We start from the raw sequence: 25,737 nt of genomic DNA, 5'->3' as shown, positions 1-25,737 counted from the left end.
ATGAACAGACCAACCATACGAAAGCATGCTAACATCATATTTAGTTTGTTTTTTTGCTTTTTTTCGTTTCAATCTTTTGCTCAAAAAGCAGCAAGCAATACCGATAAAAACTCAGGCTATCTTTTTGTTTATTTCACTGGAAATGATAAAAAAGAAGAAGCAGTACATTACGCTATAAGCAAAAATGGATACTCTTTTAATGCTCTAAATAATGATGAAGCGATTATTTCTTCAGAAAAAATAAGCTCTACAGGTGGTGTTCGCGATCCGCATATTTTGCGTGGTGATGATGGAAAAACATTTTATATGGTGGTTACCGATATGGTTTCGGCTAAAGGATGGGATTCTAACCGGGCAATGGTGTTGCTAAAATCGACCGATTTAATAAACTGGACTTCCTCTGTTATTAACATTCAGAACCGATTTCCTAATAACGAGAATTTGCTTCGTGTTTGGGCACCGCAAACCATTTACGATAGTAAGCAGAAAAAATATATGGTGTATTGGTCTATGAAACATGGCAAAGACCCCGATAAAATCTATTATGCTTATGCAAACGCCGATTTTACTGATTTAGAAACCGAACCAAAACAATTGTTTTTTAGTCCGACGAATGGTTCTTGTATTGATGGCGATATCATTTATCAGAACGGAAAATATAACCTATTTTTTAAAACCGAAGGCAATGGTAATGGCATAAAAAAAGCCGTTTCAAGTGAATTAACTAAAGGTTATGTTTTACAGGATAGATATTTGCAACAAACAACAGAAGCTGTAGAAGGTGCTGGTGTTTTTAAATTAAATAATAGCGATGATTACATTTTGATGTACGATGTGTACATGAAAGGCAAATATCAATTTACAAAAAGCAAAGATTTAGAAACCTTTAAAGTTGTTGATAATGAGGTAACAATGGATTTCCATCCAAGGCACGGAACAGTACTGCCAATTACCGGTTCGGAGATGGAAAGCTTGGTTGCCAAGTGGTACAATGCTAAATCGGTATTTAAATCTGCACAATCTACATTCATCAAAAAGAATAACATCGTTGTAGATAGCGTTAATAAAAAATTATTCCTGCCTGTAAATTGTGGTACAAATTTAAAAAGCTTCGACCCAGAGTTTGCTACCTATCCAGGAATAGCAATTAGCCCGAAAGGGAAGTTAGATTTTACAAAAGGTACGCAGAAAATAACGGTTGAAATTACCGGGCAACCAAGTGTAGTTTATGAGGTATCTGCCGTTGTAAATAATAATCCGGTATTAACAGGTTTCTATGCAGACCCTGAAATTTTATATGCTCAAAAAACGAAAAAGTATTATTTATACCCAACCAGCGATGGATTTACGAATTGGAGTGGTACCTATTTTAAAACATTTTCATCACCAGATTTGGTTAACTGGAAAGATGAAGGTGTAATTTTAGATTTGGTTAAAGATGTTAGTTGGGGAAAACGAAACGCCTGGGCGCCAACCATTACCGAGCAAAAAATAAATGGTGCGTATAAATATTTCTACTACTTTACCGCTGCACAAAAAGTAGGAGTGGCAGTAGCTGATAATCCTATCGGTCCGTTTAAAGATACTGGAAAAGCATTAATTGCCTCAAAACCTGCTGGTATAAAAGGCGGACAGGAGATAGACCCTGATGTTTTTACCGATCCAAATACCAATAAAAGTTATTTGTATTGGGGCAATGGTTATATGGCGGTTGCGCCACTCAATGCTGATATGATTTCTATCGATACAAATGCTATAAAAATAATCACACCAAATAAAGATTTTAGAGAAGGTACGGAGGTTTTTTATCGCAATGGTAAATACTATTTTCTATGGTCGGAAGATGATACAAGAAGCGAAAACTACAGGGTTAGATATGGCTATTCTGATTCGCCAACAGGTAAAATCACCATGCCCGATAACAATCTGATTTTAGCAAAAGATGTGGATAATGGTATTTACGGAACAGGACATAATAGTGTGATTCAAGTACCAGGCAAAGATGAATGGTACATGATTTACCATCGGTTTACTCGTCCAAACGGAATTAAAATGGGTAGTGCTGCGGGTTTTAATAGAGAAGTTTGTATCGATAAATTAGAATTCAATGCAGATGGAAGCATCAAAAAAATTATACCAACACTTACCGGAATTACACCTATAAATAAATGAAGATAACATCCTCCATCAGCTTTTTGATGCTACTCTTTGTAGCCATAGCATCAAATGCTCAAAAACTGCCGTCGAAAAAAGAAGTGCTTAACATTATTGATAAAGTAAATACCTATTGGCAAGCCAATAATAAAGCCCAAGTTCGTTCTTTTTGGGATAACGCAGCTTATCATACTGGCAATATGGAAGTTGTTGCATTAACCAAAAATGAAACGTATCGCAAATACTCAGAAGATTGGGCCATACATAACCAATGGATGGGTGCAAAATCGACCGATAAAGGTGTATGGAAATATAAATACGGCGAAACCGATGAACACGTTTTATTTGGCGATTGGCAAATATGCTTTCAAACTTACATCGATTTATACCATTTAAAACCCGAAGCGTATAAAATTGCCAGGGCAAAAGAAGTGATGGAATATGAAATGAGTACTCCGCAAAACGATTATTGGTGGTGGGCGGATGGCTTGTACATGGTGATGCCGGTTATGACAAAACTGTACAAAACCACAGGCAACACTTTGTATTTGGATAAACTTTATGAATATTTTACCTATGCGAACAGCATCATGTACGATGCGGAAGCGAAACTTTACTATCGGGATGCTAAATATGTTTATCCGCAACATAAGAGCACAAATGGTAAGAAAGATTTTTGGGCCCGAGGCGATGGTTGGGTATTTGCAGGTTTAGCCAAAGTGCTTAAAGATTTGCCAAAATCGGATAGGCACAGAAATGAGTATATAGCAAAATACAAAGGCATGGCCGATGCCATTTTAAAAAGCCAACAGAAAGAAGGTTATTGGACACGAAGTATGCTAGATGCTGAGCATGCTCCAGGGCGTGAAACCAGCGGAACGGCATTCTTTACCTATGGATTATTATGGGGAATAAACAATGGCCATTTAGATAAAAAAACCTATTTACCAGCTGCATTAGAAGGTTGGAATTATTTAACAAAAACAGCTCTACAAGATAATGGAAAAGTTGGCTACGTTCAACCGATTGGAGAAAAGGCGATACCCGGACAAATTGTAGATGCTAACTCAACTGCAAATTTTGGCGTTGGTGCTTTTCTTTTGGCCAACTGCGAGATGTACAGGTACTTAAAAAAATAACCGAACTAAAATACTCATGAATATCCCTATAAAGAAATTATCGCTTACCATATTGATGCTTGCTTGCTGTTCAATATCTGTATTTGCTCAGCAAAAGAAAACCAGTAAAAAGACAGCAGTTTTAAGCGATAGGCAATTCTGGCTGCAACAGATGGATAAAATGGTGAAACCCGTTTTGTATAATCTAGCAAAAGATAGTTTACGCATAAATATGCCAAAGGTTACATCAATCCATATTGATAACAAAGAGCATAGAATTAAAGTTCAGTATGTTGAGGTTTTAGGTAGGGTTTTAAGCGGAATTGCACCCTGGCTACAGTTAGAAGGTGGAGATGCTGCTGAAGTTGCCTTAAGAAATCAATACAGACAGTGGGTAATTCAGGGTTTAAAAAATTCGTTGGATTCGAACGCAAAAGATTTTATGAACTATGATATTGGTGGTCAGCAGTTGGTAGATGCCTCTTATGTTGCACTGGCATTTATTCGTGCACCATGGCTTTGGGAAAATTTGGATAAAAAAAATCAGGAGCTAATGATGAAATCTATCGTTACTACCAGAAAATTTAAACCAGTGTTTAGCAATTGGTTATTGTTTTCTGCAATGAACGAAGCATTCTTGGCAAAGTTTGGCTACACTTGGGATCCTATGCGTGTTGATTACGCCATGCAACAAATGGAACAATGGTATGTTGGCGATGGCATGTATAAAGATGGCAGCACTTATGCATTTGATTACTACAATAGTTATGTAATTCATCCATATTTGGCTGGCATAGCTGCGATTATAGGAAGCAAAACCAAAGATTATAACAACCTGTTTGAAAAAATCAGAAAACGGAATGAACGTTATGCAATTATTCAAGAGCGATTAATCAATACGGATGGGACTTACCCGGCAACCGGGCGTTCAATAGTGCATCGCGGTGGTGCATTTCATCATTTAGCAGATATGGCTTTAAGAAAGGTTTTACCAAAGCAGCTTAGTCTTGAGCAAGTTCGTTGTGCTTTAACTGCAGTAATTAAAAAGACTTTAGAAAGTCCTACAACCTATAAAAACGGATGGCTAACCATTGGCTTGTACGGTTCCCAACCAGATTTGGGCGATTTTTATAATAACCAAGGGAGTCCATACATCTGCACAAATATTTTTCTTCCCTTAGGTTTGCCATCAACAGATGCTTTTTGGGCAAATCCACCAGCAAAATGGAGTTCGCAAAAAATCTGGGCAGGTGAAGATTTTCCTAACGATCACAGCGCCGATTTAAGATAAATTCATCTCTCAATTTTTCGATTGATGAAGCTATTTTAGCCAATTAAATAAACGTGTTTTTTACGTTTAAAATTTGCAACTTATTAATCAATATTGTCTTTAAATGTCAATTTGTGCTGTAAAATAACAATTATACCCCTATTAATTACCGTATTACCCCTCATTCAAAGCAGATAATTTATTGTTATTTGTTTTAACCAAATTATAAAATAAGCCTATGAGCAAAGAAAGTCATCCATAACTACCGATGCCATTCATGGCCAATAATTTTTAAAACCTGAAAGGTTTTAAAAATAGATTGATTTAGGAAATCAATCCGCAAAGTATAGAACAAACTAACCAAATAACTATTATGCTAAAAAATTTACTATCACCATTAAGGTGCATTCTGGTATTAATTGCAGTATTTCTTATTGCTGAAATAAACCCAAATCACTTGTATGCACAAACAGCAAATACTGATGTAACAGGTGTTATATTAGATGCAAAAGGTGGCCCAATCCCAGGGGTAACCATCAAAAATCAAACCTCATCAAAAATCGCAATATCCGATGGAAACGGACGATATAGAATTGCCGCTTTAAAAGGCGAAACATTGGTGTATAGCTTTATAGGTTACACCTCAAAAACAGTTGTTGCGGGCGACCAAACACAGGTTAATGTATCCCTGGCCGAGGAGCCAAATAAAACATTAAACGATGTTGTTGTAATTGGTTACGGTACTCAAAAACGTTCTGATGTTACGGGTTCGGTTGTTTCTGTTCCAAAAGCAAGATTATCGCAGCTACCTGTTACCAACATTTTACAATCTATCGAAGGTGCTGTTGCTGGTGTAAATGTTACTACAACCTCATCTGTTCCAGGCTCTCAGCCAAGTGCATTAATTAGAGGGCAAAACTCTATTACCGCAGGTACCGGACCATATGTAGTGGTTGATGGTGTGCCATTAAGCAAAACAGGCGGTTCTTTAAATGATATTAATCCAAATGATATCGCATCGGTTGAGATTTTAAAAGACGCGAGTGCTACCGCAATTTATGGTACAAATGGTTCTAATGGTGTAATCTTAATTACAACCAAAAGAGGTACAACTGGTAAGCCTGTTATACGTTATAGCGGATATGCAGGTATAGATAATTTAGCCAATATTTTAGAGCCACGTACCGGACCAGAATACGCACAAAAATATGCCGACTTTCTGAAACAAACTGGTCAGGTACAACAACGCCCAGTACCAAATATTGGCGAGTTACCAGCTTACAATGCGGGTACAACTACCGATTGGGTAAAGGAGGCTACACAGCAAGGCATTATTCAAGATCATAATGTTAGTATTTCAGGTGGAACGCCAGAAGTTAAATATTTCATCTCTGGCGATTACTTAGATCAAAAAGGTGTTATAAAAGGATACAATTTTACACGTATTGGTTTACGCTCTAATTTAGATGTGAATATAACTAGTTTCTTAACCGTTGGTACATCTTTATTTTTAACCAGTAATAACGATGATGGTGGAAGAGCAAATTTATTGTTCGCAACAGCAATGAGTCCTTACGGACAAGAATATAATGCAAACGGCACATACAAAATTTTTCCTATGGAGCCTGAGCAACTATATACAAATCCATTATTAGGTTTAACTACTACAAGAATTAGTAGATCTACAAATCTCAATGGAAATGGCTATGCTGAAATTAAATTCCCCGGAGCGTTAACCGGTTTAAAATTCAGGTTAAACGCAGGTTACACATATTTACCAAGAAGAGAAGGCAGTTATATTGGCCGATTAGCTAATGATTTAAATGGTACAGCAAGAAGCTTTAATGCATCAACAAATAGCTACACATTAGAAAACATTTTAACCTACTCTAAAGACATAAAAAAGCATCATTTTGATGTAACTGCGCTATACAGTGCACAAGAACGGAAATATAATGAAACTACTGCAGGCGCTGTAGGCTTTATTAATGATGAATTGGGTTTAGATAACATAGGTGCTGGAGCAACACAAACTAGTGGTTCTTATAGAGATAGATACGGACTTAATTCGCAAATGATTCGTTTATTTTATTCTTATGATAGCCGTTATCTTTTAACCTTAACAGCTCGTAGAGATGGTTCATCGGTATTTGGTGCAAACACTACAAAATATGGTGTTTTTCCATCGGCTGCAGTGGGTTGGAACATTACCAATGAAAGCTTTATGAAAAATGTGAAGCTAATCAACAATTTAAAATTGAGATTATCATACGGTAAAACCGGTAATGAAGCTGTTGATGTTTACAGAACCATTACAACCGAAGGCTCTGTACGCTATCCTTTTAATGGTATAAGTACAATTGGTGTAATTCCTAATAATTTAGGTAACTCTTCATTATTATGGGAAACTACAAAAACCGCAAATATTGGTTTAGATTTTGGAATTTTAAACAACAGAATTTCTGGTACTGTAGAGGCCTATCAAAATAAAACCAGCGGTTTATTATTAAGAAGAAGCCTGCCGATAATTACAGGTTACAGCAACGTGTTTGAAAATATAGGTAAAACAAGCAACAAAGGTTTAGAAATAACTTTAAATACTCAAAACTTCGCTGGGAAAGATTTTCGCTGGGAAACCATGATAGTTTTTGCAACCAATAAAAATAAAATTACCGATTTGTATGGCGATGGCAAAGATGATTTAGGTAACAGATGGTTTTTAGGCAAGCCAATTAGGGTTGTATACGATTATCAAATGACTGGAATTTGGCAAACAGGTGAAGATGTTTCTAAGCAAGATCCTACAGCCAGACCAGGTAGCTTAAAATTTGCAGATTTAAATGGTGATGGCAGAATTACCGCAGACGATAGAACTATTTTAGGACAAATAGATCCTAAATGGACAGGTGGTTTAACCAATACCTTTCATTACAAAAACATCAACTTAAGTGTGTTTATTCAAACTGCTCAAGGCATGACTAAAAATAACCAGGATTTAACTTATGGTGATGAAACTGGTAGAAGGAATACCCCTGCAGAAATTGGTTACTGGACACCAGAAAACATGAGTCAAACTCGTCCGGCATTGTCTTATAACAATACTTTGGGTTATGGATATGCATCTGATGCGAGTTACACCAGAATTAAGGATGTTACTTTAAGCTATGTGTTCTCACAAAATATTCTTGATAAATTGCATTTAGGTAGCCTAACTGTTTATGCAAGTGGGCGTAACCTTCATACGTTTACCAATTGGGTAGGTTGGGATCCAGAAAATAATTACTCATCTAGAGGTTCGGGCGATTGGGTAAATAATTATCCAATAACAAGAACATTCGTACTGGGTTTAAATGTTTCATTACGTTAATATAATCATCATGAAAAAATATATAACCATAATCGCATCACTATCCGTATTGTTTATTGCATTCTCATCATGCAAAAAAGCATTTCTGGATGAGAAACCATTTTCATCATATACACCATTAACACTTACAGATTCTTTAGGGTTCGAAGCATCGTTAATTGGATTGTATAACCACACCAGTACTATTTTTACATGGTCCGACCAGCAAGGTTGGCCAAGCGTATGGCAAGTTGGTACGGATGTTGCAAATGCTACAAATAACCAACAAGGCGTAGAAATTCCTTATTACAATTACGCAACACTAACGCCTACTGACAATGGTGCTGCACGTACCTGGAACAGAAATTACATCATGGTTAATTTAACCAACATCATTGTAGATGGCATTGAAAACCCAAGTGTTACTACTTTAAGTGCTAATGGTAAAAGATTGGTTAGTGCCGAAGCTAAATTTTTTAGAGCATACGCATATAATAACTTAGCAACACTATTTGGCGGTGTACCATTAATAACTCAAGCATTATCTGGTCCAAAAACCGATTTTGTTAGAGCACCAATAGCCGATGTCAACAATCAAATCGTATCTGATTTGGTTTATGCAGTTACAAATCTTCCTGATATTGAAGCTGTAAAAACAAATACTAAAGGCAAAATGTATGGCAGAGCCAATAAATTTATGGCAATGCAATTATTAGCAGAGGTTTATTTAAGAATGGGCAAACCAGATTTGGCTGAACAACAAGCACAAGCCATTATCAGCAGCGGTAAATTTAGTTTGATAAGAAACCGTTATGGTGTTAAAACCAGTCAGCGAGGTGATTATTATTCTGATATGTTTCAATATGGAAACCAAAGAAGAGTACAAGGCAACACCGAAGCAATTTGGGTTTTGGAGCAAGAAAATCCTGCAAGTGTTGTTGGCGGCATAAGTGATAGCCCGCAACAGAGAAGAGTTTTTGGTGCTGCATATTATAACATTGCAGGTATGGCTTTGGCAGATTCACTAGGCGGTCGTTCCGTTGGTAGGTTACGTTTAAGCAACTGGGTGCTGTATGGTTTGTACAAAGGAAACGATATGCGTAATTCTCAATACAATATCCGTAGAAGATATTATTACAACGACCCAAATCCAATTTATGCTGCGAGATTTGGTAAACAAGTTCCGTTTACTGGTCCTGATACGTTAATAAATATTTGCCCAAGCACAACCAAGTGGGGTGCATTCGATCCGAATGATACATTTGGATACGCAATGATTAAAGATTTTATCTTGATGCGTTTGGGCGAAACATACCTATTGCTTGCTGAAGCTCAGGTTGCCCAAGGTAAAACAGCCGAAGCCGCTGCTACTATTAATGTACTTAGAACAAGAGCTAACGCCGATCAGGTAACAGCTGCTCAAATGACTAAAGATTTTATTCTTGATGAAAGAGCAAGAGAACTAATTGGCGAGGAAAACAGACGTATGACTTTAATGAGAACAGGTACTTTGGTAGAAAGAGCATTGCGTTTAAATTCAAATGATGCGTCGAAACCAATTACTGGTTTAACATCAAAAGCATTGTTGTTGCCTATTCCTTTAAGTGAAATACAGTTAAATAAGGATGCTGTGTTAACACAAAATCCTGGTTACTAAAAAAATATTATGGTTAGTTTTTCGGGTCGTCTTTGGATGACCCGATTTTTTAAAACTCAATTGCTATCTTCAATTTTTTATTCATCCTTAAATCGTTTTTATGCACAAGCCTATTCCATTTATCTGCACTTTAATTATTTATTGTTTTATTGGTTTTCAGGTTTTTTCACAAGAAACCTACACAGCGTTTACCCCTGGTAAAATCTGGAAAGATAATAATGGTATTCATATTAATGCCCACGGTGGTGGTATTGTAGAAAGCAAAGGTGTTTATTATTGGTTTGGCGAGCATAAAATAGCAGGCGAAAAAGGCAACACAGCACAAGTGGGTGTGCATTGCTATTCATCAAAAGATTTATACAACTGGAAAGATGAAGGCATTGCACTTTCAGTTTCTGAAGATTTAAAAAGTGATATTGCTAAGGGCTGTATTTTAGAAAGACCAAAAGTTGTTTATAACAAAAAGACCAAAAAATATGTAATGTGGTTTCATTTAGAACTTTTAGGCAAAGGTTACGAAGCTGCACGTGCAGGCGTAGCCACAGCCGATAAAGTTACAGGACCATATACTTTTATTAAAAGCTATCGCCCAAATGCCGGCAAAATGCCGTTCTATTCAGATCAAACACCAGAAACCGAAAAAGTTAATTGCGATAAGCCCGCTAATAAAAGCGATGGATTTTTCTGTCGCGATTTACCAGGTGGGCAAATGGCCAGAGATATGACTGTTTTTGTTGATGATGATGGGAAAGCCTATCACATATTTTCATCTGAAGAGAATTTTACTTTGCATCTGGCAGAATTAACACCTAATTATTTAGGTCACACCGGAAAGTTTATCCGTATTTACGTTGGCGAACAAACCGAAGCACCTGCTTTATTTAAGAAAAACGGAACTTACTATATGGTAGGTTCGGGATGCACAGGATGGGCACCAAACCCAGCAAGATGGTTTAAAGCGAAATCTCTTTTTGGTAAATGGGAATATATGGGAAATCCTTGTGTTGGTCCCGGAGCCGATAAAACGTTTGGCGGACAGAGTACTTATGTGCTTCCTGCGCCTGGCAGAAAAAATGCATTTATTTTCATGGCCGATAAATGGGAGCCTAAAAATGCAATAGACGGAAGGTATTTATGGCTACCAATTCAGTTTGAAGATGACAAGTTAAAAATCGAATGGAAAGATAAGTGGGACATGAGTGTTTTTAAATAAGTAAAGGCACAACATTATTGTAAGGCAAACATATCAAAGTTGTGTTTAAACTTTGCCTTAAAATCAGCTACCTAAAAATCAAAATGAAAAAAAATATATTATTAATTATTTGCCTGTGTTTTTCACTAAACGGATTTACGCAGCAGAAACATACATTTCAATTGGGCAATAATGATTTTTTGCTCGATGGAAAAACGTTTCAAATTATCTCCGGAGAAATTCATTATCCACGAGTACCTAAAGAAGCCTGGCGAGATAGAATGAAAATGGCTAAAGCCATGGGTTTAAATACCATCGGTACTTATGTTTTTTGGAATTTGCACGAACCTCAAAAAGGAAAATTTGATTTCTCGGGGAACAATAACATTGCAGAATTTGTAAAAATTGCAAAGGAAGAAGGACTGTGGGTTATCTTAAGGCCAAGTCCTTACGTGTGTGCAGAATGGGAATTTGGCGGTTATCCGTACTGGTTGCAAACAGAGAACGGTTTAGTGGTTCGCAGTAAAGAATCTCAGTATTTGGAAGAGTACAGAAAGTATATAAATGAGGTTGGAAAACAACTGGCGCCACTACAGGTAAACCATGGCGGTAACGTGCTTATGGTGCAAGTAGAAAATGAATACGGCTCTTACGCAGCCGATAAAGAATATTTAGATATCAACAGAAAAATGTTTATTGAGGCTGGTTTTGATGGTTTATTATACACCTGCGACCCAGAAGCTGATATAAAAGGAGGGTACTTATCTGGCTTATTGCCAGCCATTAATGGTCAAGATAATCCACAACGCGTAAAAGCAATGATTGATAAATACCATAATGGTAAAGGTCCGTATTTTATTGCAGAATGGTACCCGGCCTGGTTCGATTGGTGGGGAACACCACATCACACCGTACCTGCAGAAAAATATACTGGTAAGTTAGATTCGGTTTTAGCAGCCGGAATTTCCATCAATATGTATATGTTTCATGGTGGTACCACACGAGCATTTATGAATGGGGCAAACTATAAAGATATTTCGCCTTACGAGCCGCAAATAAGTAGTTATGATTATGATGCACCCCTTGATGAGGCTGGAAATGCAACAGAGAAATTTAGGCAGTTTAGGGCGGTTATAGAAAAGCACCTGCCAAAAGGCAAAAAGTTACCTGCTATTCCTATAGCTAAAACAACAATTACAATCGCACCATTTAAATTAACCAGTAGCTTAAGTTTACTTAATGCATTACCAACTTCAGTAAAAAACGAAAAGCCTTTAACATTCGAAGATTTAAAGCAAGATTATGGATACATGCTTTATCGCACCAAAATTGCGGGTGGCAGAAAAGGTTTGCTTCAGGTTAAACAATTAAGAGATTATGCTTTGGTTTTTATTAATCAAAAGAGCGTAGGGGTTTTAGATAGAAGAACACTTTTAGATAGTGTTGAGCTTGAATTACCTGATGGTGAAGTACAATTGGATATTTTTGTTGAAAACATGGGCAGGATAAATTTTGGTAAATACCTTTTAGAAAATAAAAAAGGTATTACCGAAAAAGTACTTTTTGCTGGCAAAGAAATAAACAATTGGGAAATGTTTAGCATGCCATTTAACAATCTAACTGCACTTTCTGCAAAAAATGCTCAAACAAATAAATTAAGCGAAGGTCCATCAATTCAAAAAGGCACATTCAATATTACAAAAGTTGGTGATACCTATTTAGACATGACGGATTGGGGTAAAGGTGTAGTTTGGCTTAACGGACATAATTTAGGTAAATACTGGTCTATCGGGCCACAACAAACTTTATATGTGCCAAAAGAGTGGTTAAAGGTTGGTAAAAATGAGGTTGTTGTTTTAGAATTGTTAAAACCTCAACAAAATGTATTAAAAGCCAGAAATAAACCTATTTTAGATAAGGTGAATCTCTCATTGATAAAATAAGATATGGTTAGAATAGCTTTTAAAATGAAATTGTTTACCGGTTACGAAGAGGAATACAAAAGAAGGCATACCGAAATTTGGCCTGAACTGATAAGTCTTTTAACTGAAACCGGAATAAGTGATTATTCAATTTTCTTTGATGAAACCACAAATGATTTATTTGGAGTTTTAAAAGTCGAAAATCCTGAACTGATGAATAATTTGCCAGCACAACCCATCATGCAAAAGTGGTGGGCATACATGGGCGATATTATGGAAAGTAATGATGATAATTCTCCTGTTTCTATTCCGTTAAAAGAAGTCTTTTATTTGCCTTAATCATTTCGCCTAAAAAAAATTGCCATGAAATACATCTTTTTCATTTTTCTACTACTTGCTAAATTTACTTTTGCCCAAAATTTTCAAGATTATAAAATTAACCCAATTCAATTTAATAAAGTAAAGCTGAATGATAAATTTTGGCTTCCACGCATTGAAACGAATAAAAATGTAACCATTCCAACTTCATTTGCTCGCTGCGAAACCACGGGAAGAGTTAAAAATTTTGAAATGGCTGCAGCAAAAAAAGGCAAATTTTGTACAGCTTATGTGTTTGATGATACGGATATTTATAAAACCATAGAAGGTGCATCATATTCTTTGGCGGTTTATCCTGACGCAAAGTTAGATGCCTATCTTGATTCTTTAGTAACTGTAGTTTCTAAAGCTCAAGAACCCGATGGTTATTTATACACTGCCCGAACAATAGATCCTGCAAATCCCCCTTCTTGGTCGGGAAAAGATAGGTGGGTTAATGAATCAAATATGAGCCATGAATTATACAACTCTGGTCATTTAATCGAGGCTGCGGTAGCACATTACCAATCTACAGGGAAGAAAAACCTCTTAAATATTGCCATAAAAAATGCTAACCTTTTGGTTGCAACTTTTGGCGATAATAAGTTAAGTGTGGCTCCAGGGCATGAAATTGTAGAAATGGCTTTGGTAAGGCTATATCGTGCAACTTCAAATGAAAGTTATTTAAAACTGGCTAAGTTTTTTATCGACCAAAGAGGCAAAAAAAAGTACGATTTTAAGGATAGAAATCCATGGAAAAATGGAAAATATTGGCAAGATAATGAGCCTGTTGTAGAGCAAGATGAAGCTGTAGGACATGCAGTTAGGGCAATGTATTTATATGCAGGGATGGCTGATGTTGCTGCATTAACTGGCGACCCGGAATATATTAAGGCTATTGATAGAATTTGGGAAAACATGACCAGCAAAAAAATGTATGTGCAGGGTGGGATAGGTGCAGTACCTGATGGAGAGCGATTTGGAAACAACTACGATTTACCAAATGCTACTGCCTACAACGAAACTTGTGCAGCCATTGGCAATGTATACTGGAATCAGCGTATGTTTTTACTTCACGGCGATTCTAAATACATAGATGTTATGGAAAAGGTATTGTATAATGCCTTACTTTCTGGAGTTGGTTTAGATGGAAAATCTTTTTTTTATACCAATGCAATGCAAATCATCAATGGAGTAACACATAAAGATGCAGAACCGGCTAGGTCTGGATGGTTTGAATGTTCTTGCTGCCCAACCAATATGTCGAGGTTTTTACCTTCGCTGCCAGGATACATTTATGCGCAATTGAACAGCCAAATCTACATCAACCTTTTTGTGGCAAGTTCTACAGAGTTACAGATTAATAATGAAAAAGTAAAAATTACTCAGAGCAATAATTACCCTTGGGACGGAAACCTAAATGTTACGGTTGAACCTACTAATGCAACAAAATTTAGCCTCAATTTACGTTTGCCAGGTTGGGTGAGGGATCAAGCAATTCCTTCAGATTTGTATAAATTTAAAACCGAAAAAAGGCAAGCATTTCAAGTTATGGTAAATGGCAAAAAGGTTAATTATAATATGGACAAAGGATATGTGGTGATTGACCGAGAATGGAAAAAAGGTGATAAAGTTGAATTTATTTTGCCTATGCAGGTTAAAAAAATTATCGCGAATGAGCAATTGGTTGATGATAAAGGAAAAATTAGCTTGCAACGTGGTCCGCTAATGTTTTGTGGCGAATCAATTGATAACGACGGTGTTATCGCTTCAATAAAAATCCCATCAAAAGCCAAATTTATTGCCAACTTTTCTCCAGAAATTTTGAATGGGATAGTTAAACTTAAAACTCCAGCAATAAATTCATCATTAAGTGGCGCTCGAAAAAATATTGAACTTACAATGATACCATATTATGCATGGGCAAATCGCGAAAAAGGGGAAATGACTGTTTGGTTTTCGGAAGCGAAATAAGTCTAATCTCAAAAATTGCCAATTTCATTTTAAATTCATTGTTTGAATATCGTAATGTATTCTTTGATTTCCGTAATATTTATTTAACAATTGCACGTTATTTTTGTTGTGATATAGTAAATTAAAATTATTATGATAACAACAAAAGGATATGCGGCTCAAACAGCCGAAACAGATCTTGCACCATGGACTTTCGAGCGTAGAGAAGTTGGTCCACATGATGTACAGTTCGAAATACTTTTCTGTGGCGTTTGTCACTCAGATCTTCACCAGATAAAAAACGATTGGTTTCCAGGTATTTTTCCAATGGTTCCTGGTCACGAAATTGTTGGCCGTGTAATTGAGGTAGGTGATCATGTTAAAAAGTTTAAAGTTGGCGATTTAGCTGGAACAGGCTGTATGGTTGATTCTTGTCAGGTTTGCGAAAACTGTAAGCAAGATTTAGAACAATACTGTTTAGAAGGAAATACACAAACATATAATGGTCTAGAAAGAGATGGCAAAACACCTACCTACGGTGGTTATTCAGATAACATTGTAGTTAGAGAGGAGTTTGTATTAAACATTTCTGATAAATTGGATTTGGCTGCTGTTGCACCGCTTTTATGTGCTGGTATTACAACATATTCGCCACTACGCCACTGGAAAGTTGGAAAAGGTCATAAATTGGCTGTATTAGGTCTTGGTGGATTAGGGCACATGGCGGTAAAATTTGGTGTTGCTTTTGGCGCTGAAGTTACCGTTCTAAGTACATCACCAAAAAAAGAAGAAGATGCTAAAAAATTAGGTGCACATCATTTTGTAGTAACCTCAGATCCAGCTCAGATCAAAGCGGCAGTAGGAACTTTTGATTTCATTTTAGATACAGTTTCTGCTGAACACGATTTCAATATGTATCTTTCTCTTTTAAGAACTAACGGAACACACATTTGTGTAGGTGTACCACCAAAACCTGCAGAAATTGCTGCATTCAGTTTATTAGGTGGTAGAAAAAGCCTTGCAGGTTCTGGTATTGGTGGGATAAAGGAAACTCAGGAAATGCTTGATTTTTGTGCAGAAAACAACATTGTATCAGATATCGAAATGATTGATATGAAAGATATCCAAACCGCTTACGAGCGTATGCAAAAAGGTGATGTTCGTTACAGATTTGTAATCGACATGGCAACGTTGTAGTGCTTTTTCGCTAAACATCAGTTCTAGTAATTTAAATTTTTGCTATTAAGAACCAATCATCAATTTTATCCGTATGTTTAAATATATAAATACTTAGATATGTTAAATACTACAATCGCCGCCCTACTTGGAGGCCCTGAAATGATTTTGATAGCCGTAGGTGTACTTTTACTTTTCGGTGGTAAGAAAATTCCTGAATTAATGAGAGGTTTAGGAAAAGGTATAAAAGAATTTAAAAATGGCCAGGATGGTGTTGATGAACAAGAGGTTAAGAAAGAGGCAAAACCTGTTTCTACAATATAATATCTACTTCAATAGCGTATTACTATAAAATAAAAAAACTGGTTTGCATAGCAAACCAGTTTTTTTATGTCTTAAATTTTAGCTATTCAATTAAAGCATTCTGATTTTAATATTTCTCCACTGGCTCGAACCAGGATGCTCTTGCAATGCAATTTTTCCTTTTGCAACTTTAGCAAAATCTGCAAAGGCTTTGTCTTTAAACTTACTGTTTTGTACCAATTTATTCCATTCTTCATTACCAATTTGGCCATCAAAGGTTTTGGTTCCGTTTAGGTAAAAAGTTAAGTGACCTTTATTTTGTATCAACCTAACCATGTTCCATTCGCCAACTGGTTTTGGTTTAGAAACGGTTGCATCGCCAGACATGTCATACAAGCAACCAGCAAGATGATTCTGTTTTTTATTATCATCTGCATTAATATTATCTAAAACCTGCATTTCTGGTCCTGTTAAATAAGTTGCACGATATTTTGGATCTTCCTGAATATCGAAAATAATACCACTATTACCGCCTTTAGATATTTTCCACTCTAGGTTTAATTCATAATTTTCGTAGGATTCGTTGGTAACGATATCGCCGCCACCATTTCTGGGTTTAGAAGGGTCAAAAACAATAGCACCATCCTGAACTGTCCATTTAGAGCCAACAGTATCTCTTAGGTAGGTATGCCAGCCCTTAGTTGTCTTTCCATCAAATAGTAATTTCCAACCTTTTTTTATTTCTTTCTTAGTTAATGTGTTTGGCGTTTGTGCCATGCTTGCGCTACAAAACATTGCAAATATTGCGATAACAATTAATGCTCTTTTCATTGGTTTTTTGTTTTTTATTTCGAATGTAATAAATAGTTTTAACTTTTATTTATATAAAATAAATTGCGTTAAGACTGTTACAAATCGTTTTAGTAAGAGATAATGATTGGGTAAGTCAAGACTTGCATTTCACCATATCATAATCGATATTGAATGAAAGATTAAATAAAGAGACTTACTTTTTATTATAGAAATTGGAAAAGAGGAAATTGATATCCTAAACATTTTCCTTTTGCAGCAAAGCTGGAATTGTTTTCAAGATTAATTTAATATCATTAACAAAGCTTTGGTTTTTAGCGTAAGTATTATCGAGCATCAAGCGCTCATCTTCGCTCATATCGCCTTTACCACGTTTTTCAACCTGCCATAAACCGGTTATACCAGCTGGTGCAGCAAAGCGAAGTACGTATTTATCAGTGGTTAACTTCTCAGCTTCGTAAAGCGGAAGCGGACGATTACCGACAATGCTCATATCGCCAATTATAACATTCCATAATTGTGGCAATTCATCAATACTTGTGTTTCTTATAAAATTACCCACCTTAGTAATTCTTGGGTCGTTTTTAATTTTGAAAAAGGCAGAACCAGAACTTGCCATTTTAGCATCTTTAAAATCTTTTTCGCACCATTGAATATTATCTGCGTAAAGTGGATATTGGCATTTACCTTCTGCGGCACATTGGCTGCAATGCGTTTCTCTTATTTTTTCAGTAGTATCCTTACTGCCAGCATCAATATCGTATTGGTTTAAGTGTTTTAAATCTTTTATGCGTTGGTCGGCATTAACAAACATCGACCTAAATTTATAAAACTTAAAAACCTTAAAACCCGTTCCAGCTCTCAGTGAATAATAAAAAACAGGTCCTTTCGACTCCATTTTAATCATGATGTAAATGATTAAAAACAGCGGCGATAAGAAGAAGAGTGCTAAACCTGCAAAAAATACATCAAAAGTTCTTTTTGCAAAACCAATATTTTTAATTGGTGGTACTTTTGGTATAATATTATCTTTTAATTGATTCCAGTTATCAATTAAAAAGTTTACTCGTTTTTCAATTCGTTTTGCTTTTAATGGAATTCTAAAAACATCAGATATTCCTGCCGTCAAAGCCAGCTTTCTTAAATTTGGATTAAAATAATTTACTACCAGAAAAAAGGGTACCACAGGGAGCTCTCTCTTTTTGAGCGTTTCGATTAGTGCTAAACCAGCGGGAGCCATAATCTCGCTATAAGATATTATGGCAACGATGTTTATATTATGCTCTGACCAGGCAGAAACCATTTTCATTCCGTTTTCGAAATGTACTACCTCTTTATCATTGAAGTTGCAATCTGTCAATATTTCTGAGAAAGCATTTTCGAAACCAACCAACGCAATTGTTGGTGCACCCTGAGTAGCGTAAATATTTTCACTCATATTTTAAGTATTCAATTTACCCATTCTTCTTAATACTACTCTAATCCTAGCTTCCAATTCGGCTGGGTTAAAAGGCTTTACAATAAAATCATCAGCACCAGCATCCAAGCATTTTATTCGTTTATCAGAACTTTCTTCACCAGATAAAATAATAATAGGAATGGAATTGAAGAAATCGCTAACTTTTACTTGTTCTATTAATTCCAAGCCGCTAAGTTTTGGTGTATTTAAATCTGCAATAACTACATCAGGAATGTTTCCATTTTGAAGGTAGCTTAAAGCATCCAATCCGTTAGATCGCATTTCTATGGTATATGTCGAGCATAAAATTTCTTCGAGTATAGCCTGCATAAAAACGTCATCCTCAACGATTAAGATTTTTATTGTTCTTGTACCTGATAAATTCATTTTTTGGGATGTGGTTTAAACTATGCGTTCTACTAAACGTAAAAACGCAACTTAGGGTTTTTTGGTCAAAAATATTGATTAGAGTTTAAGGGATAGCAATTTATAAATCAATAATTTATAACTAAACTTCAAAGTACAACTTAAGCCCTGCAAGCAATTGCTTAGGTGTATTGCCTGAAAGCTGCCGAGATTTTTTAAACTTTAAGCTAATATTCGGGACGAAAATAGGTTTCATTTTATTTGTTGGGCTTTAATAAAAACCATATCATTCACAAAGTATGCCAAAGTGCCAAATAAAAATTTAAAAGCTTTGCAGAATACTTGTAATGAAATAAATAGGGTGATTACATTTCTGCAATTATAGAGAAAAGCAGCCTAATTACAAACTCATTTGAATTAATATAATGCTAATTTTTTTTTAATTTGACGAAATCAATATTTAAACTCAAAACAAGCGTAATTTTAATGCTATATCAAATTTATTTTTGACGAAATGCCAAAAACATTAAATTGGTTTTGGGTGTTAAGTACAAATAAAATCAGCTATTTATATTATTAAAAATTAAACACATATCTTTAATTTTTAGTTCATCGTTAACAATTGTTTTCTGATAGAACCAAATAGCTTAAATAACAGAGATTTTATTTAGGCAATGATCATCCACTAACTATTAACCTCTCTTTGAGGCGTAAAAACTTCAAAAACTAAATATTATTGAAAAATATGGGCAAATCTTTGTTTTTATTTAACAAAAATCAATTAAACCGTTTACTACCATTTTATATTCTAATTAATAGCGATTTAACGATAGAGGCAAGTGGCTCTGGTTTCGAAAAGTTAAATTTAGATGTAAATGCTAAGCATTTCAGCGAAAACTTCGTTATTGAAAATTTTGAAGCAGAAGTTATAAATCCCGATTTATTAAAGTTTATTGATACCGGACGTGCTAAAATTTCCTTAAAATCAGATTTGACAAAGTATATCGATGGATATTTTGAATTTTTTGATGATGAAAATCTGATTCTATTTACCGGTAAAGAAATAGTTGATGCTATGGTGATTGAAACGCCAATTAAGCAAATCACAAGCAGAGCTCAGCAAGAACAATTATTAATTTTATCACAAATTGCTGAGGTTAATACAAACACAGTTATCATTACAGATAGTAAAGACATTATAACCTGGGTAAATCAAAGTTTCACCACAATGACAGGTTATTCATTTGATGAAGCTATAGGAAGAAAACCTGAAGAATTACTTCATGGTACTAAGACCAGTCAGAGTACTTTAGATTATTTAAACAAACAGGTACAAAGCGGTCAGTCTTTTACTGCCGATATTTACAATTATTCGAAATCTGGTGTACCATATTGGGGTCGTATTAAAGGCCAGCCTATACATAACAGCAATGGAGATGTAACCGGATTTTTTGCTTTGATTGAAGATATAACCAGCGAAAAAGAAGATCAGGAAAGGCTCCAAGATTCTGAAAACAGATTTAGAATTGCTTTAGAGAAAATAGGCAATGTTTGGGAGCACGATTTTACTACCGGAAGAACTTTCTTTTCTAAAACGAACAACGAATTTTGGGGTTACGAAGAAGATGAGTTGGAGAGAATGGAATTAAATTGGTGGGACAATGTGCATAAAGACGATTTTCACTTATTGCTTAAAAACTTTAAAGCATACCGAAAAGGTTTAATTGATTCACATAACGAAGAGTACCGTATTATACATAAAAACGGCGATGTAAAGTGGATTTTAGATCGCGGAGTAGTAATCGAAAAAGACGAGCATGGCAGGCCTTTAAGAGTAGTTGGTACACATACCGATATTACCCCGATTAAGCATACGGAGCAAGAATTAGAGCAAAGAGTTCGTCAATTTAAATCTCTTTCAGAAAACATACCCGGCGTAATTTACGAGTATGAATATAGAGAAGACGGAACGGATGGTTTAAGGTATATAAGTCCGGCTATAAAACGTGTTTTCGGAATAACACCTGACGAATTTTGGTTTCAAAAATACATCACACCTGATGATCAGGAAAGAATAAATCAAAAACAAGAACATAGTATGACTACTTTGGAGCCATTCTATGATGAAACTGAAATAACCATTCCCGGTTTAAATACCAGGTGGTACGCCATGCATTCGTCTTATTCTTACACCGATCAGAATAATTCAAAGGTATTTACTGGATTTATGTCTGATATTACAGAGCGTAAAGCCATTGAAGAATCTTTAAGGATAAATGAAGAAAAATATCGTAGTATTTTAGCCAATATGAAGCTCGGCTTGCTCGAAGTAGATAACGAAGGCAAGATAACCTATGCAAATAATAGTTTCTGTTACATGAGTGGTTATACCATGCCAGAGCTAATTGGGAAATTTACAGATAAATTATTCCTATCAGAAGATAGTTCGGAAGCGGAGCGTGAAAAATGGAGAAACAGAGAAAAGGGACTCGGCGATGCTTATGAAGTTGAAACGAAAGATAAGAAGGGCAATAAAAAGTGGTGGCTAATAAGTGGTGCACCTCGTTATAACGATAAAGCCGAACTGGTTGGTTCAATTGGAATTCATTTAGATATTACTGATCAGAAAATACAGGAAACAGATTTAGTAGAAGCTAGAATAGAGGCCGAACAATCTGCTCATTCTAAAGAAATTTTTCTGGCCAATATGAGTCATGAAATCAGAACGCCAATGAACGCGATTATGAGCATGGCCAGCCAATTGGCTAAAACCAATTTAGAGCCTCAGCAAGAATTTTATTTAGAAACCATTCATACAGCATCAAAAAATTTACTTGTTATTATAAACGATGTACTTGATTTATCTAAGATTGATGCCGGTAAATTAAGTTTAGAAAATATTGGCTTCAACTTGATAGATGTGTTGCAAAATGCAATGCAGGTAATAACCCACAAAGGCGAAGAGAAAGGTTTGGATCTTAATAACTTCCATTTTGATGGGAATATCAATAAGGTTCTAATTGGTGATCCTTACCGTTTAAATCAAATTTTACTAAATCTAATGACCAATGCTGTAAAGTTTACAGAGAAGGGTTCTGTCGATTTAATTTGTAAAGTCATTGCCGATAAACCGAACTCGCAGGTTATCCATTTTTCGGTTGTAGATACCGGTATCGGGATGGAGGAATCCTTCGTTAAGCATTTGTTTGAAAAATTTAGCCAGGAATATGAGTCTGTTAGTCGCAAGTATGGCGGTACTGGCTTAGGAATGAGCATTTGTAAAGAATTGGTAGAGCAGATGGGTGGCGAGATTTTTGTTGAAAGCAAAAAAGGTGTTGGTTCTACCATTTCGTTTATTATCGAATTTCAAAAAGGAGCAACAGAAGATATGCCTGAAAAGGCTGAAACCGAATTTAGCGAAGATTTTCTTGTGGGTAGAAAAGTGCTTGTTACGGATGATAATGACTTAAATCGTTTGGTTGCATCAATTCTTTTGCTTGATTATGGCGCTACAGTTATGGTTGCCGAGAATGGAGAAATTGCTATTGATATGATTTCTAAGGAGAATTTTGATGTTATTTTGATGGATATTCAAATGCCGATTATGAATGGATATGAAACCACCAGGAAGATTCGTAAAACAGGTAGTAACATTCCCATTATTGCATTAACGGCATCGGCAATAAAAGGCGAACGCGAAAAATGTATTGCCTGCGGAATGAACGATTACATTACAAAACCAATTAACGAAGAAGAATTTCTTAAAACAATTGATAAATGGATTGTAAATGAAGAAGAAATTCAAGAAGAAACTGATATGGAATTATCACTACAAGAAGAAGATCTTTATGATTTGTCTGGATTAAGGGCAATAAGTAAAGGCAGAGAGGCATTCGTTAAAAAAATGGTAGATATGTTTTGCGAGCAAACGCCAATTACAGTTAAAGAAATGATTGATGCTTACCATGATAACGATTTAGGGCAGATGGGAGCAATAGCACATAAACTTAAATCGAATATTGATAATTTAAATATAGTTTCCCTCCAAAAAATTATAAGAGATATTGAAAGTACAGGTCGTGAGCGATTAGAAGATCCTTCCTTACCAACTGCATTGAAAGATACCGAAACCATAATTTCTAAAGTTGTAGAGGAACTTAAAAAGGAATTTCCTGATGAAGAATCGAATTAGATGTGAGGGTTTTAAAATGCCATATCAAGCTTTAATTAGGAAAGCTTAGTATGGCATTTTAGTTTGAATGTGTTCCCTTTTAACCTCTTCCAGCCAAAATTGAATCAATTTCGTTCAACTCTTCGTTGCTAAAACTAATGTTATTTAAACCCTCAAGCGAATCAATAATTTGTTCGGGTTTACTTGCACCTATCAGTACAGAAGTTACACGTTCATCTTTTAGTAGCCAGGAAATTGCCATTTGAGCTAATTTTTGATTTCTGGACTTAGCAACGTCATTTAGTTTTGAAATAATGCCGAGTTTTTCGGGCGTTAAATTTTTTTCATTCAAAAAAACACCACTTGTTGCCACTCTAGAATCCGAAGGAATACCATGCAAATACTTATCCGTAAGTAAACCCTGAGCAAGAGGAGAGAAGGGGATGCAACCAACTCCATTTTCTTTTAGTACATCCATTAATCCATTTTCAACCCAGCGTTCAAACATCGAATATTTGGGCTGGTGAATGAGACATGGTGTTCCCATTTCTTTTAATAATTCGAATGCTTTTTTGGCATCATGTGCTTCATAATTTGAAATGCCAACGTATAATGCTTTGCCTTGTTGAACCATCAAACTTAAAGTTGCCATAGTTTCTTCTAAAGGCGTATCTGGATCGGGGCGATGGTGATAGAAAATATCTACATAATCAAGTTTCATACGTTTTAGGCTTTGATCTAAGCTAGATACCAGATACTTTTTCGAACCCCATTCGCCATAAGGTCCATCCCACATTTTATAACCCGCTTTGGATGATATGATTATTTCATCGCGATAGCTTTTAAAATTTTCTTTTAAAATCTTTCCGAAAGTTTCTTCTGCCGAGCCTGGCGGCGGACCATAATTATTTGCTAAATCAAAATGTGTAATTCCTTTGCTAAATGCAGTTGCAATTAGATTTTTACTATTCTCATAAACATTTACATGCCCGAAATTATGCCATAAACCAAGAGATAAAGCTGGTAATTTTAATCCGCTATTGCCACAACGGCGATATATCATCGATTCATAGCGATTTTTTAAATCTATATTGTTCATATTATTGACTTGATATTTGCACGAAATTTAAAACAATTATGTCTGGAAACCAGCTAAATTTTATGAGTTAATAAAAAAGCTAGGCTTTAGATATATCTATTCTTCAATATTTATACTTTCCTTTTCAATTCTATAACTGTAATTTCTGGCCAAATACCAATGCGGCCTGAGAAACCTAGGAAACCAAATCCTCTGTTGATATTTAAAACGCGATTATTTTCTGATTTTAATCCTGCCCAATGCTTATAACGATATTTAACCGGGCTCCATTTTATACCGAAAGCTTCGATACCGAATTGCATACCATGGGTATGGCCTGCAAGTGTAAGTTGAATTTTTGAAGGAAATTGCTTTACCTGGGCATCCCAATGGGATGGGTCGTGAGATAAAAGTATTTTAAAATCGTTCGTTTGCGTATTCTGCAGAGCTTGCTTTAAATCACCTCGTTCGCCAAAACCAATTCCCCAGTTTTCTACACCTGCTAGTATAATCTTTTCTCCATTTTTGTGGAGTTCTACGTGTTCATCCAGTAATAATTTAAATCCCAGTACAGCATGATAGGCTTTTAATTGGTCCAGATTTTTACTTTTATCAGCTTCGGTTGGCCATTTAACATAATCGCCATAATCGTGGTTACCGAGAACAGAAAACTGTCCGTAAGGTGCTTTAATTTGAGAGAAGTGATTTATATACGGAACAATTTCTGAAGCGGAGTTATTCACCAAATCGCCAGTAAATACAAACAAATCACTTTTCTGTGCATTTATTAAATCTATTCCTTTTTGCACAGCTTTTGGGTTCGTAAAACTTCCAGCGTGTACATCCGATATTTGCGTAAGTGTAAAACCATCAAAACTTACAGGTAAATCATCAAAGTATAAAGTGTGTTTAATAACACGATAGGCGTATTTGCCACGGGTTATGCCATAAATAAAAAGTACAATGGTCAAACAAAACATCACTAACGCAAAATCTACCCAATAGGTGCTTCTGGCTAGCCAATGTAAACCTTCAGGTTGAAAGTTTGATGTTAGGCCTAAAACCAATCTGTAAATATCTCCAACAAGTAGAAATGCAGCGAAAATTAATTCGGCAACAAAAACAGTTAAAAACAGGTGACTGGCAATTTGAAAATACTTATCCATGCCACCACTTCCTCTAACTCTTTGTATAGTTAACATTAGTGATGCTATAACAAGTGAAATAAAACCCCAAAAAACTGGTGTTAATAGTTTAGAACTAATTATGGTTGATAATCCTGATAAAATGTATGCGTTTAATAAAATAAATAGTGCAGCAATTATTATTATGGGTATAATGTTGAATCTTCTCTTCATTTGATGTAAAATATGGTGTAAAAATATATTTTATTAAGAGATTTAGA

At 35.5% G+C, this 25,737-nt stretch carries 17 protein-coding genes; 12 read left to right on the top strand and 5 right to left on the bottom strand.

Annotated features, from left to right (window positions below):
* The 11 genes from ACFOWA_RS08545 (at nt 1) to ACFOWA_RS08495 (ending at nt 16,469) form a co-directional block, all read left to right on the top strand.
* Complete coding sequence (locus ACFOWA_RS08545; RefSeq protein ID WP_378983996.1) at nt 1-2,172, top strand: family 43 glycosylhydrolase; 2,172 nt, start codon at nt 1-3, stop codon at nt 2,170-2,172.
* Nucleotides 2,169-3,293 carry a glycoside hydrolase family 88/105 protein gene (locus ACFOWA_RS08540; RefSeq protein WP_378983993.1) on the top strand — a complete coding sequence of 375 codons (1,125 nt, stop codon included), beginning with the start codon at nt 2,169-2,171 and terminating at the stop codon, nt 3,291-3,293. Before ACFOWA_RS08545 ends, ACFOWA_RS08540 begins: the two co-directional genes overlap by 4 nt.
* A gap of 16 nt (nt 3,294-3,309) precedes the next feature.
* A complete protein-coding gene (locus ACFOWA_RS08535; RefSeq protein WP_378983991.1) occupies nt 3,310-4,563 on the top strand; it encodes a DUF2264 domain-containing protein in 1,254 nt (417 codons plus the stop codon).
* A 352-nt stretch (nt 4,564-4,915) separates the two neighbouring features.
* Complete coding sequence (locus tag ACFOWA_RS08530; protein WP_378983988.1) at nt 4,916-7,909, top strand: SusC/RagA family TonB-linked outer membrane protein; 2,994 nt, start codon at nt 4,916-4,918, stop codon at nt 7,907-7,909.
* Nucleotides 7,910-7,919: 10 nt separating this feature from the next.
* The gene (locus ACFOWA_RS08525; RefSeq protein WP_378983985.1) at nt 7,920-9,545 is read left to right on the top strand and encodes a RagB/SusD family nutrient uptake outer membrane protein; all 1,626 of its coding nucleotides are present in this window, start codon (nt 7,920-7,922) and stop codon (nt 9,543-9,545) included.
* A gap of 100 nt (nt 9,546-9,645) precedes the next feature.
* A complete protein-coding gene (locus tag ACFOWA_RS08520; protein WP_378983983.1) occupies nt 9,646-10,758 on the top strand; it encodes a glycoside hydrolase family 43 protein in 1,113 nt (370 codons plus the stop codon).
* An 83-nt stretch (nt 10,759-10,841) separates the two neighbouring features.
* Nucleotides 10,842-12,680 (top strand): glycoside hydrolase family 35 protein, encoded by a 1,839-nt coding sequence (locus ACFOWA_RS08515; protein WP_378983981.1) that lies wholly within the window; start codon nt 10,842-10,844, stop codon nt 12,678-12,680.
* A gap of 3 nt (nt 12,681-12,683) precedes the next feature.
* Complete coding sequence (gene rhaM, locus ACFOWA_RS08510) at nt 12,684-12,998, top strand: L-rhamnose mutarotase (protein WP_378983978.1); 315 nt, start codon at nt 12,684-12,686, stop codon at nt 12,996-12,998.
* 24 nt (nt 12,999-13,022) lie between these two features.
* On the top strand, nt 13,023-14,990 hold the full coding sequence (locus tag ACFOWA_RS08505; protein WP_378983976.1) for a glycoside hydrolase family 127 protein: 1,968 nt from the start codon (nt 13,023-13,025) through the stop codon (nt 14,988-14,990).
* 132 nt (nt 14,991-15,122) lie between these two features.
* The gene (locus ACFOWA_RS08500; RefSeq protein ID WP_378983973.1) at nt 15,123-16,166 is read left to right on the top strand and encodes an NAD(P)-dependent alcohol dehydrogenase; all 1,044 of its coding nucleotides are present in this window, start codon (nt 15,123-15,125) and stop codon (nt 16,164-16,166) included.
* A 99-nt stretch (nt 16,167-16,265) separates the two neighbouring features.
* Complete coding sequence (locus ACFOWA_RS08495) at nt 16,266-16,469, top strand: Sec-independent protein translocase subunit TatA/TatB (RefSeq protein ID WP_378983971.1); 204 nt, start codon at nt 16,266-16,268, stop codon at nt 16,467-16,469.
* A 90-nt stretch (nt 16,470-16,559) separates the two neighbouring features.
* On the opposite strand, the gene ACFOWA_RS08490 is transcribed toward ACFOWA_RS08495, so the two are convergent.
* The 3 genes from ACFOWA_RS08490 to ACFOWA_RS08480 form a co-directional block, all read right to left on the bottom strand.
* The gene (locus tag ACFOWA_RS08490; RefSeq protein ID WP_378983969.1) at nt 16,560-17,279 is read right to left on the bottom strand and encodes a 3-keto-disaccharide hydrolase; all 720 of its coding nucleotides are present in this window, start codon (nt 17,277-17,279) and stop codon (nt 16,560-16,562) included.
* Between the two features lie 217 nt (nt 17,280-17,496).
* Nucleotides 17,497-18,696 (bottom strand): sugar transferase, encoded by a 1,200-nt coding sequence (locus tag ACFOWA_RS08485; RefSeq protein ID WP_378983966.1) that lies wholly within the window; start codon nt 18,694-18,696, stop codon nt 17,497-17,499.
* Between the two features lie 3 nt (nt 18,697-18,699).
* Nucleotides 18,700-19,104 (bottom strand): response regulator transcription factor, encoded by a 405-nt coding sequence (locus ACFOWA_RS08480; protein ID WP_378983963.1) that lies wholly within the window; start codon nt 19,102-19,104, stop codon nt 18,700-18,702.
* A 724-nt stretch (nt 19,105-19,828) separates the two neighbouring features.
* On the opposite strand from ACFOWA_RS08480, the gene ACFOWA_RS08475 reads away from it, so the two are divergent.
* Nucleotides 19,829-23,275 carry a PAS domain S-box protein gene (locus tag ACFOWA_RS08475; protein WP_378983961.1) on the top strand — a complete coding sequence of 1,149 codons (3,447 nt, stop codon included), beginning with the start codon at nt 19,829-19,831 and terminating at the stop codon, nt 23,273-23,275.
* Nucleotides 23,276-23,354: 79 nt separating this feature from the next.
* Here ACFOWA_RS08475 and mgrA read toward each other — a convergent pair whose 3' ends face one another.
* Both mgrA and ACFOWA_RS08465 read right to left on the bottom strand, forming a co-directional pair.
* The gene (mgrA, locus tag ACFOWA_RS08470) at nt 23,355-24,353 is read right to left on the bottom strand and encodes an L-glyceraldehyde 3-phosphate reductase (RefSeq protein WP_378983959.1); all 999 of its coding nucleotides are present in this window, start codon (nt 24,351-24,353) and stop codon (nt 23,355-23,357) included.
* Between the two features lie 110 nt (nt 24,354-24,463).
* Nucleotides 24,464-25,690, bottom strand: a complete 1,227-nt coding sequence (locus ACFOWA_RS08465; protein ID WP_378983957.1) for a metallophosphoesterase — start codon at nt 25,688-25,690, stop codon at nt 24,464-24,466.
* Nucleotides 25,691-25,737: the final 47 nt, after the last annotated feature.

Source organism: Pedobacter lithocola, assembly GCF_042650845.1.
Lineage (GTDB): Bacteria > Bacteroidota > Bacteroidia > Sphingobacteriales > Sphingobacteriaceae > Pedobacter > Pedobacter lithocola.
This window is presented reverse-complemented; position numbering and strand designations above follow the sequence as displayed.

Coding starts and splice junctions, on each gene's coding strand:
- rhaM (WP_378983978.1), top strand. CDS start 12,684: ATGGTTAGAATAGCTTTTAAAATGAAATTGTTTACCGGTTACGAAGAG.
- ACFOWA_RS08485 (WP_378983966.1), bottom strand. CDS start 18,696: ATGAGTGAAAATATTTACGCTACTCAGGGTGCACCAACAATTGCGTTG.
- ACFOWA_RS08525 (WP_378983985.1), top strand. CDS start 7,920: ATGAAAAAATATATAACCATAATCGCATCACTATCCGTATTGTTTATT.
- ACFOWA_RS08515 (WP_378983981.1), top strand. CDS start 10,842: ATGAAAAAAAATATATTATTAATTATTTGCCTGTGTTTTTCACTAAAC.
- ACFOWA_RS08505 (WP_378983976.1), top strand. CDS start 13,023: ATGAAATACATCTTTTTCATTTTTCTACTACTTGCTAAATTTACTTTT.
- ACFOWA_RS08495 (WP_378983971.1), top strand. CDS start 16,266: ATGTTAAATACTACAATCGCCGCCCTACTTGGAGGCCCTGAAATGATT.
- ACFOWA_RS08490 (WP_378983969.1), bottom strand. CDS start 17,279: ATGAAAAGAGCATTAATTGTTATCGCAATATTTGCAATGTTTTGTAGC.
- ACFOWA_RS08475 (WP_378983961.1), top strand. CDS start 19,829: ATGGGCAAATCTTTGTTTTTATTTAACAAAAATCAATTAAACCGTTTA.
- ACFOWA_RS08540 (WP_378983993.1), top strand. CDS start 2,169: ATGAAGATAACATCCTCCATCAGCTTTTTGATGCTACTCTTTGTAGCC.
- ACFOWA_RS08520 (WP_378983983.1), top strand. CDS start 9,646: ATGCACAAGCCTATTCCATTTATCTGCACTTTAATTATTTATTGTTTT.
- ACFOWA_RS08530 (WP_378983988.1), top strand. CDS start 4,916: ATGCTAAAAAATTTACTATCACCATTAAGGTGCATTCTGGTATTAATT.
- ACFOWA_RS08465 (WP_378983957.1), bottom strand. CDS start 25,690: ATGAAGAGAAGATTCAACATTATACCCATAATAATAATTGCTGCACTA.
- ACFOWA_RS08500 (WP_378983973.1), top strand. CDS start 15,123: ATGATAACAACAAAAGGATATGCGGCTCAAACAGCCGAAACAGATCTT.
- ACFOWA_RS08535 (WP_378983991.1), top strand. CDS start 3,310: ATGAATATCCCTATAAAGAAATTATCGCTTACCATATTGATGCTTGCT.
- ACFOWA_RS08480 (WP_378983963.1), bottom strand. CDS start 19,104: ATGAATTTATCAGGTACAAGAACAATAAAAATCTTAATCGTTGAGGAT.
- ACFOWA_RS08545 (WP_378983996.1), top strand. CDS start 1: ATGAACAGACCAACCATACGAAAGCATGCTAACATCATATTTAGTTTG.
- mgrA (WP_378983959.1), bottom strand. CDS start 24,353: ATGAACAATATAGATTTAAAAAATCGCTATGAATCGATGATATATCGC.